Annotated in this window: 15 protein-coding genes; 9 read left to right on the forward strand and 6 right to left on the reverse strand. The window is 68.3% G+C overall.

Translation table 11 applies throughout. The annotated features are described in order from the left end of the window. The first annotated feature begins 188 nt into the window (after positions 1–188). Positions 189–1,211, forward strand: coding sequence for a class II fructose-bisphosphatase (gene glpX, locus ASF72_RS08215; RefSeq protein WP_197273624.1), 1,023 nt, complete (start codon positions 189–191; stop codon positions 1,209–1,211). A gap of 93 nt (positions 1,212–1,304) precedes the next feature. Beyond that, on the forward strand, positions 1,305–2,357 hold the full coding sequence (locus ASF72_RS08220) for a lipid II:glycine glycyltransferase FemX (protein WP_056597948.1): 1,053 nt from the start codon (positions 1,305–1,307) through the stop codon (positions 2,355–2,357). On the opposite strand, the gene manA is transcribed toward ASF72_RS08220, so the two are convergent. The 4 genes from manA to ASF72_RS08240 are packed head-to-tail and all read right to left on the reverse strand — an operon-like array spanning position 2,354 to position 7,084. After that, entirely contained in the window at positions 2,354–3,613 is a 1,260-nt protein-coding gene (gene manA / locus ASF72_RS08225; protein WP_056597950.1) for a mannose-6-phosphate isomerase, class I, read from the reverse strand. The two genes, ASF72_RS08220 and manA, sit on opposite strands and share 4 nt — an antisense overlap. A gap of 40 nt (positions 3,614–3,653) precedes the next feature. Beyond that, positions 3,654–5,297 carry an LCP family protein gene (locus tag ASF72_RS08230; protein WP_056597952.1) on the reverse strand — a complete coding sequence of 548 codons (1,644 nt, stop codon included), beginning with the start codon at positions 5,295–5,297 and terminating at the stop codon, positions 3,654–3,656. A 9-nt stretch (positions 5,298–5,306) separates the two neighbouring features. Then, entirely contained in the window at positions 5,307–5,891 is a 585-nt protein-coding gene (gene purE / locus ASF72_RS08235) for a 5-(carboxyamino)imidazole ribonucleotide mutase (RefSeq protein ID WP_050687900.1), read from the reverse strand. Then, positions 5,888–7,084 carry a 5-(carboxyamino)imidazole ribonucleotide synthase gene (locus ASF72_RS08240; RefSeq protein WP_082178405.1) on the reverse strand — a complete coding sequence of 399 codons (1,197 nt, stop codon included), beginning with the start codon at positions 7,082–7,084 and terminating at the stop codon, positions 5,888–5,890. Before ASF72_RS08240 ends, purE begins: the two co-directional genes overlap by 4 nt. 174 nt (positions 7,085–7,258) lie before the next feature. On the opposite strand from ASF72_RS08240, the gene ASF72_RS08245 reads away from it, so the two are divergent. After that, positions 7,259–7,819 (forward strand): GtrA family protein, encoded by a 561-nt coding sequence (locus tag ASF72_RS08245; protein ID WP_050687898.1) that lies wholly within the window; start codon positions 7,259–7,261, stop codon positions 7,817–7,819. 36 nt (positions 7,820–7,855) lie between these two features. On the opposite strand, the gene ASF72_RS08250 is transcribed toward ASF72_RS08245, so the two are convergent. Further along, the gene (locus ASF72_RS08250) at positions 7,856–8,554 is read right to left on the reverse strand and encodes a TIGR03089 family protein (protein ID WP_056597954.1); all 699 of its coding nucleotides are present in this window, start codon (positions 8,552–8,554) and stop codon (positions 7,856–7,858) included. Between the two features lie 378 nt (positions 8,555–8,932). Here ASF72_RS08250 and ASF72_RS20965 point away from each other — a divergent pair, with 378 nt between their 5' ends. The 3 genes from ASF72_RS20965 to ASF72_RS08265 are packed head-to-tail and all read left to right on the forward strand — an operon-like array spanning position 8,933 to position 14,506. Next, a complete protein-coding gene (locus tag ASF72_RS20965; protein ID WP_082178404.1) occupies positions 8,933–9,463 on the forward strand; it encodes a WhiB family transcriptional regulator in 531 nt (176 codons plus the stop codon). Between the two features lie 29 nt (positions 9,464–9,492). Beyond that, positions 9,493–12,831: a glycosyltransferase family 2 protein gene (locus tag ASF72_RS08260; protein WP_056597956.1), complete on the forward strand. Its 3,339-nt coding sequence runs from the start codon at positions 9,493–9,495 to the stop codon at positions 12,829–12,831. Beyond that, positions 12,824–14,506, forward strand: coding sequence for a DUF5719 family protein (locus ASF72_RS08265; RefSeq protein WP_056597958.1), 1,683 nt, complete (start codon positions 12,824–12,826; stop codon positions 14,504–14,506). Before ASF72_RS08260 ends, ASF72_RS08265 begins: the two co-directional genes overlap by 8 nt. 25 nt (positions 14,507–14,531) lie before the next feature. On the opposite strand, the gene ASF72_RS08270 is transcribed toward ASF72_RS08265, so the two are convergent. Continuing rightward, on the reverse strand, positions 14,532–15,044 hold the full coding sequence (locus tag ASF72_RS08270; protein WP_056597960.1) for a metallopeptidase family protein: 513 nt from the start codon (positions 15,042–15,044) through the stop codon (positions 14,532–14,534). Between the two features lie 117 nt (positions 15,045–15,161). Here ASF72_RS08270 and ASF72_RS08275 point away from each other — a divergent pair, with 117 nt between their 5' ends. From ASF72_RS08275 to ahcY, 3 genes are all read left to right on the forward strand, one after another. Then, entirely contained in the window at positions 15,162–15,551 is a 390-nt protein-coding gene (locus tag ASF72_RS08275) for a DUF3499 domain-containing protein (RefSeq protein WP_056597962.1), read from the forward strand. 78 nt (positions 15,552–15,629) lie between these two features. Beyond that, on the forward strand, positions 15,630–15,860 hold the full coding sequence (locus tag ASF72_RS08280; protein ID WP_050686220.1) for a Trm112 family protein: 231 nt from the start codon (positions 15,630–15,632) through the stop codon (positions 15,858–15,860). Between the two features lie 39 nt (positions 15,861–15,899). After that, positions 15,900–17,378 (forward strand): adenosylhomocysteinase, encoded by a 1,479-nt coding sequence (ahcY, locus tag ASF72_RS08285; RefSeq protein ID WP_056597964.1) that lies wholly within the window; start codon positions 15,900–15,902, stop codon positions 17,376–17,378. Positions 17,379–17,421 lie beyond the last annotated feature (43 nt).

The following is a 17,421-nucleotide window of genomic DNA, read 5'->3' on the forward strand; positions in this document are numbered from 1 at the left end:
TCTGCTATTCGGGACCCCCTCGGTCCGGCTCCGGCCAATCCCGGCACATTGCGGGGGCGCGTCATCCGATGCCCCGTGCCCGATGCCGCGACTATGATCGGAAGCAGAGGAATCACCGCACCGCCGCACCGGCGTTGCGGGTTTAATGATCGCCACTCGAAGAAGAGGTTCACGTGTCACCAGCGTCCATGACCCAGAAATACTCCACGATCTCACCGTCCCTGGCAGTAGGCAACGACGAGCCTGACCGCAACCTGGCCCTTGAACTGGTCCGCGTCACCGAGGCCGCGGCCATCGCCGGCGGACACTGGGTAGGTTTCGGCGACAAGAATACGGCGGACGGCGCTGCCGTTGACGCCATGCGTTCCTTCCTGCAGACCGTCCACTTCAACGGCGTTGTGGTCATCGGCGAAGGCGAAAAAGACGAAGCCCCCATGCTGTTCAACGGCGAACGCGTCGGCGACGGCACCGGCCCTGAGTGCGACGTTGCCGTCGACCCCATCGACGGCACCCGCCTGACCGCCCTGGGCATCAACAACGCCCTGGCCGTGCTCGCCGTGGCTGAGCGCGGCTCCATGTTCGACCCCTCAGCCGTTTTCTACATGGAGAAGCTGGTCACCGGCCCCGAGGCTGCCGACATGGTGGACCTCCGCCTGCCCGTCAAGCAGAACCTGCACCTCATCGCGAAGGCCAAGGGCGTTAAGGTCAACCAGCTCAACGTGATGATCCTGGACCGTGACCGCCACCGCCCGCTGGTCGAAGAGATCCGCGAAGCCGGTGCCCGCACCAAGTTCATCATGGACGGCGACGTTGCCGGCGCCATTGCGGCGGCCCGGTCCGGCACCGGCGTGGACGCCCTGATGGGCATCGGCGGCACCCCCGAGGGCATCGTCGCGGCCTGCGCCATCAAGTCCCTGGGCGGCGTCATCCAAGGCCGCCTGTGGCCCACCAGCGACGACGAGAAGCAGAAGGCGATCGACGCCGGCCATGACCTTGACCGCGTCCTCTCCACCAACGACCTCGTCTCAAGCGACAACTGCTACTTCGCAGCCACCGGCATCACGGACGGAGACCTGCTCAAGGGTGTCCGCTACTCCAAGGACAAGGTCCTGACCCAGTCAATCGTGATGCGGTCCAAATCCGGCACCATCCGCTTTGTGGACGGCGAGCACCAGGCCAGCAAGTGGGAAGGCTACGCCCGCAAGAGCTGAGCCTGCCGGCCGTAGCCGGCCCGTCCCGAAGCCCCGGAGTGCCCAGCGCGCCCCGGGGCTTCGGCGTTAACGCGTTGGTATAGGGTTTAAGCCATGATTGTCGCTGTTGTGCCCTGTACTGACCGCACCCTGTGGGATGAGCATGTTGACCGGTTCCAGGGGCATCCGCAGCAGCTGTGGGGTTGGGGGCAGACCAAGGCCGCGCACGGTTGGTCCGTTGACCGGGTGCTCCTGGTGGCCGGCGGCACCACAGTTGGCTGCGCGCAGCTGCTGATCCGCAGACTGCCCTTTCCCTTCAAGGCCCTGGTCTACATTCCCCGCGGGCCCATGTGCTCAGCGGCCGATGCCCCCGCAGTGCTGGACAGCCTGGCGGCGCATGCCGCAACCCGTCACGGGGGAGTGGCGCTCAGCATCGAACCTGACTGGGACGCCGACTCGGACTTCGCCGGCGCGGTGGCTGCCGCCGGGTTCCGCAAAACCGAAAACACGGTCCTGATCCCGCGGACCCTCATCCTGGACCTTGGCCGGACCGACGATGAGCTGATGGCGGACATGTCCAAGTCCACCCGCGCCAACATCCGCAAGTCAATGCGCAGCGAGGTGGAGTTCCGGAAGGTCGCCAGCGCGGACGAACTGGAACAGGTCCTGGCGATCTACCACGAAACGGCCGAACGGGCCGGGTTCGGCATCCATGAGGACCAGTACTACCGGGACATCTTTGCCAACCTGGGCGAGGGTTCCCCGATCATCGCCGCGTTTGACGGCAGCCGGGTCCTGGCCTTTGTCTGGCTCGCCCGCAGCGGTGCCACGGCCTTCGAACTCTACGGCGGGGTGTCCGCCGAAGGGCAGAAGCAGCGGGTCAACTACGGCGTGAAGTGGGCAGCCCTGCAGGCAATGCGAGCGGACGGCTGCTCGCGGTATGACTTCAACGGCCTGCTCAACGACGGCATCTCCGATTTCAAGAAGCAGTTCGCCAAGCACGAGAACCTGCTCCTGGGCACCTGGGACAAGCCCTTGTCGCCGTTGTACCCTGCCTACGCCAAAGCCATGCCGCTGGCCAGGCGCGGCCTGCAGGGCGCCCGGCGCGCGGTGAAGGCCGCTGCTGGCCGGGTCCGGCCGGCAGCGGCCCGCCTGCTGAAGCGCTAGTCCCCGGCCGGAAGGCCGGTGGTCACCGCGAAGGCGAGGACTTCTTCGGTGCTGCCCGCGGCGCGGTGGACATTCACCGGCGCCTCGGCGGCCGGCAGGAACGCGCTGCCGCCGCGGGACAGGTGCAGGTCGCCCTTCGGGGAGTCCAGGTAGATGTCGCCGGCCACCACAACCACCACTGCCGCTCCCGACTGGGCTATAGGCACCGGACCCGCGTCCGGACCCAAAGCGATGCGCTGCAGGGAGAACTCCGCGAACGGAGGGCTGAAGATTTCCTGGTCCAGGCCGTTCCTGGTGGCCGCCAGCATGGGCACCGCGACGGGCTGGAAATCGATGGTCCGCAGCAGTTCGGGGACATCCACGAACTTGGGCGTCAGCCCCCCACGGAGGACGTTGTCCGATGATGCCATGACCTCCACACCCAGGCCGTGCAGGTAGGCGTGGACGTTGCCTGCCGGAAGGTAGACGGCTTCGCCGGGCTGCAGCGAAATCCGGTTCAGCAGCAGGGAGATCAGGACGCCGGGGTCGCCCGGGTATTTTTCGTTCAGGCTGACCACTGTGGCCAGTTCAGGGCGGTAGGGCTCCAGCGGCGCGCCCGAGATGAGGGCAGCTGCCACCACTGCCGTGGCCTCCGCTACCTCTCCGCCACCGGAAATCAGCCTTTCAAAGGCCGTCCGGAGGGCCTGTCCCTCGTCCGGTCCGGCCAGGTCCGCGAGCAGGGTGCCCAGCAAGGCGGGAGCAGTGCGCCCGGCCTGGTCAAAACGGCCTGCCACGTGCTGCAGGAGCTGCCGGGTCTGTTCCGGAGGCCGGAATCCGCACAGGGCCTCGAACGGCGTCAGCGCCAGGATCATTTCCGGCTTGTGGTTATCGTCGCGGTAGTTGCGGTTGGCTGCGTTGGCCGGCACGCCGGCGTCGTTCTCCCGGGCAAAACCTGAGCGCGCCTGCTCGAGGCTCGGATGCACCTGAAGGGACAGCGGCTGGGCGGCGGCCAGGATCTTGGCAAGGAACGGCAGCCGGGGACCGAAGCGGGCCACGGAACCTGCACCGAGGTGGTGCGCAGGGTCGGCGTCGATCAGCTCGTTGAGCGGCGTCGGTGTTCCATTCCTGCCGGACCGGGCCATCGACGGGGAGTCAGCGTGCGCGCCGATCCAGAGTTCGGCCTCGGGGCCGCCCGATTCGGGCCGCCCCAGCAGGGCGGCGATGGCGGTGGTCGAACCCCAGGCATAATCCCGGAGGACGTTCTCAATTTCGTACAAAGCCCGTTCCGATCACTTGGTTCTGGTTTGGCTGCGCTGCCTAAAGCGGCGCGCAGTTGCCGTTACTGGCCACGAGGTCCCGGATGGCCTGCTCGTTGCCCTGGCGCTTGAGTTCGTTCAGCATGGCCTCGGTAATCGGCTCGCCGTCCGGCGTGGTGGTCACCGGGACGAAGTCCGACGGCGACGGTGACTGCTGGCGGGGAAGGGCGCCGGCCGCGTAAAGGGCGGCAGGAACTCCGGCGGCCTGCACCTGGCCGGTACCGGCGGCGGGAACTGCCATGGCGTCGTCGGCCGTCCCGGCAGCCTGCGGCCCGGCCGACGCCAGCAGCTGGTCCACGCGGGAGTGGAGTTCACCGAAGTCCGGCACCGTGGAGAAGGAGGCGTCGAAGTCCGGCGGACCGATAGTCATCCGCTTGATGTCAAGTCCCTTTGCTTTTACGGCGAGGTCCACGAAGCTGCCCAGCTGGTTGGACGAGATGTTGGAGTCCGCCACCTGGGTTCCGGCATTGGCGATTTCCTCGAACTTGGCCAGCAGCGTGCCCGGGTCGAGCTGTTTGAGCATGGCCTGCTGGATGCACTGCTGGCGCTGGATTCTGGCGTAGTCGTCCACAAATTCGCGGGACCGGCCGTACCAGAGCGCCAGGTCGCCGTTCAGGCGGTGTTCGCCGGCCGGAATCCAGCCCATGGGCATGCCGTGGATGCCGTTCGCCTCATCGATGACCTCACCGCTCAGCGGCACCCAGCCACCGGCCTTGATTTTGATTCCACCCATGGCGTCGATGAGTTTGGCGAAACCTTCCATGTCCACCAGGACATAGGCCTGGACCGTGAGGCCCAGGGTGCCGGAGACGGCTTCCATGGTGGCCTGCGCCCCTGGATCAGCGACGCCGGGGTACAGGTCCGCGTATTTGTTGGTGACCTCGGTGTTGATCGCGTTGATCAGGCACTCGTCGCCGCAGTTGTAACCGTCCGGGTAGATGTCCCGCATCGGCGACCCTTCGCTGAACTGTGCGTTCTGGAAGTTCCTGGGCACCGAGATGATGGCCGTCTGGCCCGTTTTGGCATCCACGCTCAGGACGGAGAGGCTGTCCGGGCGGCGGCCGGTGCGGTCATCGCCCGCGTCTCCGCCCATCATCAGGAAGTTGTACCTGCCGTCCACCGGTTCGATGGCGGGGCCGGCAGAGAAGATACTCCCGATCGCGTTGCGGCTCACGTTGAGCAGGTAGGCGCTGTAGGCGAGGGTACCGCTGCCCAGGACCAGCGACAGGACGAGGGCAATGGCGACGCCGGGACGCGCCTTGGGCGCCAGCAGGACCGGGCGGATCAGGCGCAGGGTGTTGACAAACAGGACCGCCCAGCCGGCAGCCAGGGCGACGAGCAGGATGACCACCAGCAGTGAACCGAACTGGTTGGCCAGGATGTTGATCAGCAGGCTCCTGTTGAACACGGCAAGGAGCAGGGCAATGGCCACGAGCCCCCAGGCGCACAGGGTGACCCGCAGGGCCGTGCGGCCCAGTTTGCGGTCGCCGGCCACCAATTGCGCACTGCCCGGAACCAGGAGGGTCAGCAGCACCAGGACAAAGGCCCGCTTGGTGCGGACCGCGGGGGCGGCGCCGGCCGGGAACCGGACGGGATCGGTCAGGCCACTGCCGGTGGCTTCGTGCTGTGCTTTGCTGCTGGCCATGGGCGCGTCCTAGTGGCTGCCCCGGGGGGAGCCCGCGGGGTCCGCGAAGACCTCGCTGACTTTCTGCCGGAGGTTTGCCCCCTTGCGGCTGGCCACGGCGTTGAGTTCCTCGGCAAATGCGAGCAGGTCGGTCCGGAGGGAGGCTGCCAGATCGTCGGTACCGGCTGCGAGGATCCGGACAGCCAGGAGGCCCGCGTTCCGGGCGCCGGCGATGGAGACGGTGGCCACCGGTACACCGGCGGGCATCTGGACGATGGAAAGGAGCGAGTCCATCCCGTCCAGGGTCTTCAAGGGAACGGGGACGCCGATCACGGGCAGCGGAGTGACGCTCGCCAGCATGCCGGGCAGGTGGGCGGCACCGCCGGCGCCGGCGATGATCACACGGAGCCCGCGTTCGTGGGCGGACTTGCCGTAACTGATCATCTCGGTGGGCATCCGGTGTGCGGAAACCACATCAGCTTCGAAGGGGATGCCGAACTCAGCCAGGGCTTCGGCCGCAGCTTCCATCACGGGCCAGTCGGAGTCGGAACCCATGACCAGTCCCACCAGGGGGGCCGCCGCCGGTGTGGCGGCGGGGTTGGCTTTGGCGCTCATTGGTTCTCCTCGAATGTTTGCTGCGGTTCCCCGGCGGGGACGCGGCCATCACGGATGATGCCCGCCACCAGCGAGGCGCGGCTGCGGACGGAATCAACGTCCGCCGCGGACGTGCCCACCAGGTTCACGTGTCCTATCTTGCGGCCCGGGCGGACCGATTTGCCGTAGCAGTGCACTTTGGCGGCCGGTTCGCTGGCCAACGCCAGGGGGAACGCCGAGAACAGGTCCTGGTTGTCGCCGCCCAGGAAGTTCTTCATCACCACTACCGGTGCCAGCACGTCGGTGGACCCGAGCGGAAGGTTCAAAACAGCCCGGAGGTGTTGCTCAAACTGGCTGGTCACCGAACCGTCCTGGGTCCAGTGGCCGGTGTTGTGCGGCCGCATGGCCAGTTCGTTGATCAGGAACCCGGGGCCGGAGCCGGGGGTTTCAAAAAGTTCGACGGCGAGGACGCCTGTCACGTTGAGTTCGGCGGCGATCCGCAGGGCCGCGTCCTCGGCAGCGGCGGCGACCTCCACCGGGATGTCCAGGGCCGGGGCAATGACTTCATCGCAGACGCCGTCAACCTGGATGGTGTGCACCACGGGCCAGGCCCGGGACTCGCCGTCCGGAGTCCGGGCCACCAGGGCCGAAAGTTCGCGGGTGAATTCCACTTTGGCCTCGGCCAGCAGCGGGCTCATGGCGGCAAACCACTCAGCGGTTTCTGCGGCTTCCTCCGCGGACGCGACAATCCGAACACCCTTGCCGTCATACCCGCCGCGGGGCATCTTCAGCACCACGGGCCAGCCGCTGTCCTCCCCGAAGGCCACCAGGTCGGCGATGCCGTCCACTGAGGCCCACGCGGGGTTGGGCAGTTCCAGCCTCTCGATGGCAGCACGCATCACCAGTTTGTCCTGGGCATGGACCAGGGCGTCCGGTCCGGGCTGGACGTTGACCCCGGCGTCCTGGAGGGCGCGCAGGTGCGCCGTGGGGACGTGCTCGTGGTCGAAGGTCAGCACGTCCACGCCTTCGGCAAAGCCGAGCAGGGCCTGGAGGTCCTTGTAGTCACCCACCGGTGAGGTCCGGACCGCCGGGACTGCCGAAACGTCCCCGCTTTCTGCCAGGACACGGAGTTCAAAGCCGAGTGCGGTTGCGGCTGGGGCCATCATTCGGGCCAGTTGGCCGCCGCCAACCACGCCTATTACTGGAAAAGTCACATGGGCAAGCCTACCGAAGACAGCCCGTGATCCCGGCTTCCCGGGCGCTCTACGCCGAAGATTTCCACCAATCTGCGCCGGGGAAGGCGGCGGCGGAGGGGCCGGAGGGGGTGTTTGGGGGCTAAAATAGTCGTTTGGCCGTGTGGCCCATAGTTCAGACGGCCATGGAGGGTCATGTTTAGCGCACTTGCAGATCGAATCCGGGGGCTCGCCTCACTCTTTTGGCGTGAAGTTGCCAAATTCGGGGCCGTGGGCGGTGTGGCGTTTGTCATTGACTCCGCCATTTTCATCTGGCTTTTCACGGGGCCCATGCACGGCAGCGAAGTCTGGGCCAAGGCCGTCGCCACGATCGTGGCCAGCATCTTCTCGTGGGTGGCCAACCGGTTCTGGACGTTCCGCCATCGTAAGCAGGCCAACGTGGTGCGCGAGGCCGTCCTGTTCGCCGTGATGAACTTCGTGGGCCTGCTGATCGCCTCCGGCTGCGTGTGGTTCGCCAAGTACGTCCTGGAACTGAACGACAAGCCCTCGCTCTTTATCGCGGGCAGCGTTGTGGGCCTTGTTCTGGGCACCATCTTCCGGTTCTTCGCCTACCGGTTCTGGGTCTTCAACGAGGAACTGGACCAGGAACCCGAGTTCTCGCACGACCATGACCTGATCGAACTCCACCACCAGCACCGCGGGCAGGCTCCGGCCGCCGATCAGGGCAGCACCCCGGGCGGACCGTCCCGGCCCTGATCCAGCCCGAATGCGCGCGGGCAGGGCCGCTGTGGCCTAGTTGCCGTGGATGCGTTCGGTAGCCAGCAGGTGGTCCGTCAGTTCAACCTCAGGTGCGGTCAGCACCACCGACCCGTCGCGCTGCCAGGCGCCCAGTGCGCCGGCAAGGGCGCCTTCCAGGCCATCCCCGGCGGCGAGGTGGATCCTTGCGCCGTCCTCGTGGGGGAGTGCGAAGCCCTCCAGCAGCCCAGCCTGGCTGTGTACCCCGCCCCCGCCGGCACGGATGGCGCAGGCCGCCGGGTCCGGCTCGGCATGGGCCATAAAGACGTCACCGTGGGAGCGCACTTCGGCGGCGTAATCCACCCAGCCTGCCGGCAGCGTGCCCGGCCAGCGCATGGCCAGGGCAGGCAGGGCAACGGCGATTACGGCGTCATACCGGCCCTCGACCGGGTCGGTGGCCGCCGTGACCAGGAAATCGGCGTCCGCCCCGTCCAGGACCGTTTCCAGACCCACCTGCCAGGCTGCCAGGGCCCACACCATTGACTTCCAGTGCGCGGGCAGGTCAAGTTTCAGCCGCATCCCGGGAGCCGCGTCCAGTTCGTCCTGGAGCAGGTTGCTGGTCTTGGCCACCCAGTTGTCCAGGACCCTGCCGGAAAGTTCCACGCGTTCGCTGTCCGGGCCGTACCAGGTAAGCCGCGGCGCTGTGGCATTGCCGGAACGGAGGCTGGTCATCAGGTGGGACGCCGGAGTAGTCATGACTCCATCCTGCCACCGGGCAGCCCTCCGTGCGCCAGCAGGCCGGGACCATTCCGGCGCAGGGGGCCTGTGACTTGCCTCTCACCGGAGTGACGTCCATCCCGGCGGGGCGTTGCCCGAAGGTGCCCGATTGCCGGGAAATCAGGGCCGCAACTGCCGGGAACCGCGCTGACCTGCATGAGGGCCGCGCGACACGCCACGAAATGATCGGCGTGGCGTGCGCGCGTTGGGGGTTCGGAGTGATTATTATCCCGGCTCCGGCTTGACTCACCCAAGTTACACACGTGTAATTAGATATCTAAGGCAACTGCGTAAATACCGGCACACAACCGAGTGTCCACGTATCCAGGCAGTAGCCGCAACAGCAGGAGGGTCGCCGTGGGGCAAGCAGAGCGAATCCAGGAAGATGGCATTGTCGCCGGTCAGGCGACAGCCAAATACCGTGCACGGGGCGTGCCCGGCGATTGGTATGTGGATCCTGCAGATCCTGACGCCGCCGAACGCTACAACCGGAATTCCGGCGGCAGCCTTGACCAGCAGGCCACCGCGTTCCTGGCAGCCCATGAAGCCCTCTCCAGCGGCGCGGATCCCGAGGACGAACTCGACCCGCCCATGGAACTGGCCATTTCCGCCGCGACGCAGCCGGAATGGCTGGGCCTGCCGTTCCAGCAGGACTTCGACGACGAAGGGGAGCTGGGGTGGCAGACTGACGCCTTGTGCGCCCAGACGGATCCCGAGGCGTTTTTTCCGGAAAAAGGCGGCTCAACCCGGGACGCCAAAAAGGTTTGCGGTGCGTGCAACGTAAGGTCGCAGTGCCTTGAGTATGCGCTGGCCAACGATGAACGGTTTGGCATTTGGGGTGGCCTGTCCGAGCGCGAGCGCCGGCGGCTTAGGAAGCGGGCAGTCTAATTCTTCAGGACGTTTATGTCACTGCCGTTGTGGTCGCCCACAACGGCAGTGCCTATCTCCCCAGGACCCTCTCCGCCCTGGCGGAACAGACCCGGCCGGTTGACCGCGCCATCGGTGTGGATGCCGGCTCCCGCGACGAATCGCAGCAGCTCCTTGCCGGGGCCCTCGGCGCCGCGCACGTTGTGGCCCATGACCGGGTCAAGGGCGGTATGGGCGCTGCCGTGCAGGCCGGCCTTGCCGGGCTGTCGCCATGGCATGCCGCCGCCGAAAACGCACGCCCGGAGTGGATCTGGCTGCTCCATGACGACGCCGCGCCGGCGCCGGAGGCGCTGGCCGAGCTGCTCATGGCAGTGGAGCGGGCGCCGTCCGTGACCGTGGCCGGCTGCAAGCAGCTGGACTGGGACGCGGAACGCCACCTCATTGACGTGGGCCTTTCAACGAGCCGCTGGGCTGAACGGCTGACCCTGATTGACGCCGAGGAACTGGACCAGGGCCAGTACGACGGGCGAAGTGATACTTTCGCGGTGAATTCCGCCGGGATGCTGGTGCGCCGCGACGTCTGGGAGCAGCTGGGCGGCTTCGACCCGGCGCTTCCCGGCAGCGGCGACGACGTCGATTTCTGCTGGCGCAACCGCCTGGCCGGGCACCGCGTGGTGGTGGTGCCTTCGGCCAGGATGTTCCATGTGGCCCACCGGCCGCATGCCCTGGGCAACGCTGCCGCTGCCAGGAAAGCCCAGGTCCACCTGCGGCTCAAGCACGCACCGGCCTGGCTGGTCCCGGTCCACGCTGTTGGCGCCCTGCTGGGCAGCCTCTTCAAGTTCGTCCTCAGCATCCTGGTCAAGGATCCCGGGTACGGCCTGTCCCAGCTGGCCGCGACCTGCGCTGCCCTGGCCCGGCCCCGGGCCGTTGCCCGCGCCAGGGGGGCTGCGCGGAAAACCCGGAGGATCCGGCGTTCCGTGATCCGGAAGCTGCAGACCCCCCGCCGGGAGGTGTGGAGCCACCGGCGGTCCCTCATGGAGGCGCTGGGATCCGACAACACTCCGGCGGACGAGCTGGAACACGATCCGCTGGCCAACCAGCCCACCGGAGACGCCGCTGATGATTTTGCCGCCCTGGCCACCACCAAGCGAGGTTGGGTGGGCAACGGCGCCCTTGCTGCCGTTATTGTCGCCGCGGTCGCCGCCCTGCTTGGCCTCGCCGGCCTGTTCCGCGCCGACGCCGTATCCGGTGGTGCGCTGATCCCCGTCTCCGCCGGCCTGGGCGACATCTGGCACCATGCCTCCAGCTGGTGGGTGGGCCTCGGCGCCGGGCTGCCGGGCCGTGGCGACCCCTTCGGATACGTCCTGTGGGTCCTTGGCGTCATCGGCGGCGGCGACGCCAACGCCGCCCTGGCGTGGCTGTTGCTGCTCAGCACCCCGCTTTCCGGACTCACTGCCTGGTTCGCGGCCGGCGGCCTTACCGTCCGCCGCAGGCTCCGGCTGGCCGCCGCTTTGGCCTGGGCCGCTGCCCCGGCCCTGCAGGTGGCACTTAACCAGGGCCGCGCCGGTGCGTTGATCGCGCACCTGATGATTCCCCTGTTTGCCCTCGCGCTGCTCCGGGCCACAGGCTCAGCGGTAGGCCACGGACGATTCACCATGCCCGCCCCCGGCGACCGCAGGACAGGAAACAAGCCACCCATCCGGCCCGGCATCAACGGCACCCCGTCCTGGACAGCTGCGGCCGCCGCCGGCCTGGCATTGGCCGTCATCGCGGCTTCGGCGCCGGCACTGCTGGTGCCTGCCGTGGCCGTGGTGGTGCTGTGCGGACTGTTGCTGGGCCGCCGCGGCCGGACCGTGTGGTGGGCCCTGCTGCCCGCCGCTGCCCTGTTCATTCCGTTTGGCCTGTCCGTGCTGGACCGGCCCCGCGCCCTCCTCGCCGATCCAGGCCTGCCCCTGGCCTTCGAAGCCGCACCCCTGTGGCAGCAGCTCTTGGGCCAGCCCCTGCGGTTCGGCCTTGACGGCGGCCTGGCCGGGCTTTACGTCTTCGATGGCGGCATTGTTCCCTGGGCCCCGGTGCTCGCCGGCCTGGTTGCCGTCCCCATCCTGCTCCTCGCTGTTGTGGGGCTGTTCATCACAGGCCGCCGCGCCAAAACGGTCCGGTCACTGTGGTCAGCAGCCGCGATAGCCCTTGCCGGCGGCTGGCTCGCCGGCCAGGTGGCCACCGCCGCCGGCGCGGACACCCTGGTGGTGCCGTTTACCGGGCCCGCCGTCTCGGCAGCGGCCTTTGCCCTGCTGGGCGCCGGCCTGCTCGGCGCCGAGCAGCTCCTCTCGCTGGCCGACCGTGCCGCCGCCCACAATCCCCGTAAGCGGGCAGGGGTTCGGGTGGCCGTGGCCGCCGGCCTGGTCCTGGTCCTGGCCGGCCCCCTCGCCGGCATGGCCGCCTGGTCCGCCCAGAACCTGCTGGGCACGGATCCCGCCGCAGCGGCAGCGCCTGCGGCAGACGCCGAGGGCCAGCCGCTGGGCACCCCGCGGCTGGTGGTTCCCGCCACCCCGCGGACCCTGCCGGCCACTGCAATCGACCGGGGGACAGGTCCGGAACAAACCCGGACCCTCCTGATCAGCACCCGCGACGACGGCACCATCGATGCTGCGCTCCAGCGCGGCGCCGGCACCACGCTGGACAGCCTGTCAGCGATCGCTTCAGCACGGAACATCATCGGCGCGCCGGGCGCCGAAACCGTCCGCGACGACGACGGCGTGACCGCTTCGATCCGCCGGGTTGTGGCAACGCTCGTGGCGGGCCAGGGCGTGGACCCGCGCGCGGACCTGGAACAGCTGGGAGCCGGGTTTGTGGTGCTCCGCGCCGCCGATTCCGCCGCGCAGCTGACCGCGAGCCGCATGGACGCCGTGCCCGGACTCGTCGCGGTGGGCCAGACGGACATGGGCTGGCTGTGGCGCATCACGCCCCTCAACCAGCCCGCCAACCAGGCTGCCGAGGTTGCCCACAGGGTGAGGATTGTCGACGGCGGCGGGGCAGCGATTGCCATGGTGCCGTCCGCAGCCACCGACGTCGACGCCGCAATCCCTGCCGGGCCGGACGGCCGGCTGCTTGTCCTTGCTGAACGGGCCGATCCGCACTGGAGCGCGTGGCTGGACGGCCAAAAGCTGCCCACCGCCACCTCCGGCTGGTCGCAGGCCTTTGCCCTTCCCACCGCCGCCGGCCAACTGACTGTCCGTTACGAAAACCCCTGGGGGCCCTGGGCCGGAATAGCCCAGCTGACGGTGATCGGCCTGACCATCCTGCTGGCCATCCCACTGCCGGCGCCGCGGCCACGGACCGGCCTTTCACGTGGCGAGGGCTCTTTGCGTAAGGAACAACAGAATGCGTGAGAACACCACCCCCGCAGCGGGCCAGGCCACAGCACCGGCCAAGCCCACAGCTCCGCAACCCCCCGCCCCGGCGGCCGGGACCCCGGCGGAGGCCCCCGTGCGTCCCGCCGGAAAACGGCGCAAGGCCGCGGCGGCAGGATTTGCCGCGTCCGCGCTGGTGCTGGCAGCCGCAGGGGCCGTGGTGGCCGCAGGGTCCCTGCTGGGCCCCGCGTCCAACCGCGACCTGGCGGCTGTGGCGGCCACCGTTCCCGCCGGCACCAGCATTGGCGTCTGCCCCGGGCCCGCCCGTCTGCTCGAGGGCACCCAAGCCGGCACCGACCCCCAGTTCAGCCCCGAATCCGCCACCGCGGCCAGCACCGTCACGGGAGTGGTCCTGGGGTCAGCCGGCGTGCTTCCTGCCAGCCGGCTGTCCCGCCTCGACGGGGCCACCGCCGTCGAAATTGCCAAGGAGCCAGGCGCACCCGCCAAGGACAGCGCCCCCCAGGAAACCCTTGCGGGCATCGTCGCCGGCCGTGCCACGGACCAGGCCTCCGTGCTCCAGGCCGACCCCGTCGCAAACCAGAAGGCATCGGCGGCTGCTGCCCTGAAGTTCTCCGCCACTGACGGTGACCTTCGCGGCATGGCCGCCACCAACTGCCAGCAGCCAGCCAATGACCAGTGGCTGGCCGGAGCGCGGACCACCGTAGGGCGGACATCCGTCCTGGTGCTCTCCAACGCGTCCACCACGCCGGCCACTGTCAGCCTTGAACTTTTTGGTGCCTCGGGCCAGATCCAGGCCCCGGGCAGCCGCGGCCTCCTGGTGGCGCCGGGAGCCACGCGTTCGGTCATCCTTGCCGGCCTGGCCCCATCCGAAGAACAGCTCAGCGTCCACGTCCGCAGCGCGGGCGGACCTGTGGCCGCCGTCATCCAGCAAAGTGTCCTCCGGGGACTTACCCCCGGCGGCGTCGATTTCATCGCACCCGGAGCCGCACCGTCCACACGCCAGGTCATGACCGGCGTCGACATCCAGGCCCCCGCAGCAGTCACAGCGATGACCGGAAAATCCGGCTACGACGACGCCGGCCCCGCCCTTCAGCTCACAGTGCCCGGCCCTTCAGATGCCGTGGTGGAGATCAGCTTGTACGGGCGGGACGGCCAGAAGGCACTGCCCGACGGCGGCGTAGTCACCGCCAAGGCCGGCGCCGTCACCGAGGTGCTGCTGGCCGGCGTCCCGGCCGGCCAATACACGGTTGCTGCATCCTCGGATGTCTCCTTTGTGGCCGCGGCGCGGATGAGCCGGGGCGTCGACGCAGAGAAGGAATCAGACGTGGCCTGGGCGCCGTCAGGTGTCCGGCTCGGCAGCCAGCACGTCGTGCCCGTGCCGCTGGGCGGCGTCCGGCAACTGGTATTCGGGGCCCTCGACGCGCGCGCCAGCATCACCTACGCCGCTGTCACGTCGGACGGCAAGGTCCGGGCCCCGGCAACGGCGGACATTGCCGGCGGCACCACCGCGGCCATCACCATTCCGGAGAAGACCGACGGCGCCGACGTTGTGGGCTACGTTGTCTCCGCTTCCGGGGATGCCGCGTACGGGGCGTTGCTGCTGCAGCAGGATGGCCGGAACGACATTTCGTCGCTGGCCTTTATGCCGGCGGCAGCCGGCCAGGAAAGCGTTCCGGTGGCACTGGGCTACTGACCGAGGCTGTCGGGGCCGGCGCGGCTCAGTAGCGGCGCCGGTACACCGGGTCCAGGGTTTCCGGTGCCACGCCCAGCATCTCCGCGGTGTACTCCACCACCACATCATGGACCAGGTCCTGCAGTTCGTCGGAGCTCGCGGTGCCCTGCTCCACCACCCGCCGGTACACGGTGATCATGGGGCCGTCGTCGGCCGTGGCCGGCGCGGACGCGCCCATGGGCACGGGGGAAGCTGCGGCCGCCAACTGCTCAAGGTTGGGCGGAATCTCATCCACCCCGAAACGGACACCGTCCAGGGTTTTCCCCCAGATGTCGTGCAAACGCTGCGCCGATTCCATCACCATGTCATCAAAGCGGTCCGAGCGGGTGCGGTAGCCGGGGTGGGCGGGAAGCATCACCTCGCCGCGCAGGCCACGCCCGTGGCGGTTACGGCGGCGGGCAGTGAAGCCGCGGCCTGCTGATCCGGTGCCCGGATCCCTGTGGGCTTCCGGGTCAGCCAACCGGACCGTAAATGCTGATTCCTGGTTCGATGACTGCATACATTGACTGTAAACCCGGCACCTGGATTACGCGACAGGATCGCCGGAGCAGCCCGATGCGCGCGGCCGCGCGCCAATGCGCGGGTTCCGGCTGCCGGCCCGGTAGTCTGGGCTGTCGTGGGAGCTATCCGTCAGTGTTCAAGATCCGCCTGCCGCCAGTCAGCGGTAGCGACGCTGACCTACGTCTACGCGGATTCCACCGCGGTCCTCGGGCCCCTGGCCACCTACGCCGAACCCCACTGCTATGACCTGTGCAGCCAGCACGCCGGCTCCCTGACCGTTCCCCGGGGCTGGGAAGTACTCCGTCTGGCCATGCCCACCACACCGCAGCAGCCAGGCCCCGACGACCTGCTCGCCCTGGCCGACGCCGTCCGCGAGGCGGCAGCCCAGCCTTCCCCGCAGCAGCGGCCTTCCGCCCAGCGTGGCCCCCACACGGCACTGGAAGCTCCGGCAGGAACCGAGGGAACCCGCAGGGGCCACCTGCGCGTCCTCCGGGAACCGTCCTGAGGCGCGGCGGGCGGTAGGCTGGACGCTGTACGTCAGTCCGCTACCGGCGCGAGCGCGCCCGCCAGGGAGCATGAACAAATGCCAAAGATCAGTCCCGAGCTGTTGTCAGTCCTGCGTTGCCCCGTGACCGGCTCACCCCTGGTCCAGGAGGGCGAGGAACTGGTGGCCACCAACGCCGGGGAAGCCGGCGCTGCGCCGCGCTACGCCATCCAGGACGGCATCCCGCTGCTCCTGCCGCCGGAACTGCTCGCCGCAGCCACCAGGGCCGGCTCGGACCAGCACGATCCCGCCGGCACCGCCGCGCCGTAGCGCGGAACCAGCACATCAGATCCAGAATTAAGGACCACTATGACTTTTGATTACAAGGTTGCCGACATTTCCCTGGCAGAGGCCGGACGGCACCAGATCCGCCTCGCAGAACACGAAATGCCGGGCCTGATGTCCCTGCGCGAGGAATTCGGTCCCACCCAGCCGCTCAAGGGCGCCCGGATCGCCGGTTCCCTCCACATGACCGTGCAGACGGCTGTGCTGATCGAGACCCTGACCGCCCTCGGCGCCGAAGTCCGCTGGGCCTCCTGCAACATCTTCTCCACCCAGGACGAGGCCGCCGCCGCCGTCGTTGTGGGCACGGGCACCGTGGAGCAGCCCGCCGGCGTCCCGGTCTTCGCCTGGAAGGGTGAGTCGCTGGAGGAGTACTGGTGGACGGCAGAGCAGATCCTCACCTGGCCCGGTGCGGACACAAACCCGGACCTCGGACCCAACATGATCCTGGATGACGGCGGCGACGCCACCATGCTGGTGCACAAGGGCGTTGAGTTCGAAGCCGCAGGCGCTGTCCCCGCCGCGGACGCCAATGACTCCGACGAGCACGTCATCTTCCTGGACGTCATCCGCCGTTCCCTCGCCGCCGACCCGCAGAAGTGGGGCCGCATCGCCGGCACGATCAAGGGCGTCAGCGAGGAAACCACCACGGGCGTGCTGCGCCTCTACCAGCTCGCTGCGCAGGGCAAGCTCCTCTTCCCGGCCATCAACGTCAACGACTCGGTCACCAAGAGCAAGTTCGACAACAAATACGGCATCCGGCACTCCCTCCCGGACGGCATCAACCGCGCCACGGACGTGCTGATGGGCGGCAAGGTCGCCGTCGTCTGCGGCTACGGCGACGTGGGCAAGGGCGCGGCAGAGGCCCTCCGCGGCCAGGGTTCACGCGTGATCGTCACCGAGATTGACCCCATCTGTGCACTGCAGGCGGCAATGGACGGGTACCAGGTGGCAAAACTGGAGTCCGTCCTGGCCCTCGGTGACATCTTCATCACCACCACCGGCAACAAGGACGTCATCATGGCCGACCATATGGCGGGCATGAAAAACAAAGCCATCGTGGGCAACATCGGCCACTTCGACAATGAAATCGACATGGCCGGCCTGGCCCGGATCCCCGGCGTCAAAAAGGTCGAAATCAAGCCGCAGGTCCACGAATGGGTCCTTTCGGAAGGCACGGACTCCGAGCGGTCCATCATTGTCCTGTCCGAGGGCCGCCTGCTTAACCTCGGCAACGCCACGGGCCACCCGTCGTTCGTTATGAGCAACTCCTTCGCGAACCAGACCATCGCCCAGATCGAGCTGTGGACCAAGAAGGACCAGCCGGCCGACGAGCGCGAATACGAAAACCAGGTCTATGTCCTGCCCAAGATCCTGGACGAAAAGGTGGCCCGCCTCCACCTGGACGCCCTGGGCGTGGAGCTGACCGAACTGTCCAAGGACCAGGCCGAATACCTGGACATCGACGCCGCAGGCCCGTACAAGCCCGAGCACTACCGCTACTGACGGCCCGGGCACCGGCGGTCCCGCCGCCGGTGCCCGGCGAAGC

Origin of the sequence: Arthrobacter sp. Leaf141, assembly GCF_001424565.1 — a bacterium.
Lineage (GTDB): Bacteria > Actinomycetota > Actinomycetes > Actinomycetales > Micrococcaceae > Arthrobacter.

Bases quoted from the DNA above. Each gene is read 5' to 3' on its own strand.
- ahcY (WP_056597964.1), top strand. From the start codon at position 15,900: ATGACTTTTGATTACAAGGTTGCCGACATTTCCCTGGCAGAGGCCGGA.
- ASF72_RS08220 (WP_056597948.1), top strand. From the start codon at position 1,305: ATGATTGTCGCTGTTGTGCCCTGTACTGACCGCACCCTGTGGGATGAG.
- ASF72_RS08230 (WP_056597952.1), bottom strand. From the start codon at position 5,297: ATGGCCAGCAGCAAAGCACAGCACGAAGCCACCGGCAGTGGCCTGACC.
- purE (WP_050687900.1), bottom strand. From the start codon at position 5,891: ATGAGCGCCAAAGCCAACCCCGCCGCCACACCGGCGGCGGCCCCCCTG.
- glpX (WP_197273624.1), top strand. From the start codon at position 189: ATGACCCAGAAATACTCCACGATCTCACCGTCCCTGGCAGTAGGCAAC.
- ASF72_RS08270 (WP_056597960.1), bottom strand. From the start codon at position 15,044: ATGCAGTCATCGAACCAGGAATCAGCATTTACGGTCCGGTTGGCTGAC.
- ASF72_RS08250 (WP_056597954.1), bottom strand. From the start codon at position 8,554: ATGACTACTCCGGCGTCCCACCTGATGACCAGCCTCCGTTCCGGCAAT.
- ASF72_RS08265 (WP_056597958.1), top strand. From the start codon at position 12,824: ATGCGTGAGAACACCACCCCCGCAGCGGGCCAGGCCACAGCACCGGCC.
- ASF72_RS08245 (WP_050687898.1), top strand. From the start codon at position 7,259: ATGTTTAGCGCACTTGCAGATCGAATCCGGGGGCTCGCCTCACTCTTT.
- ASF72_RS08280 (WP_050686220.1), top strand. From the start codon at position 15,630: ATGCCAAAGATCAGTCCCGAGCTGTTGTCAGTCCTGCGTTGCCCCGTG.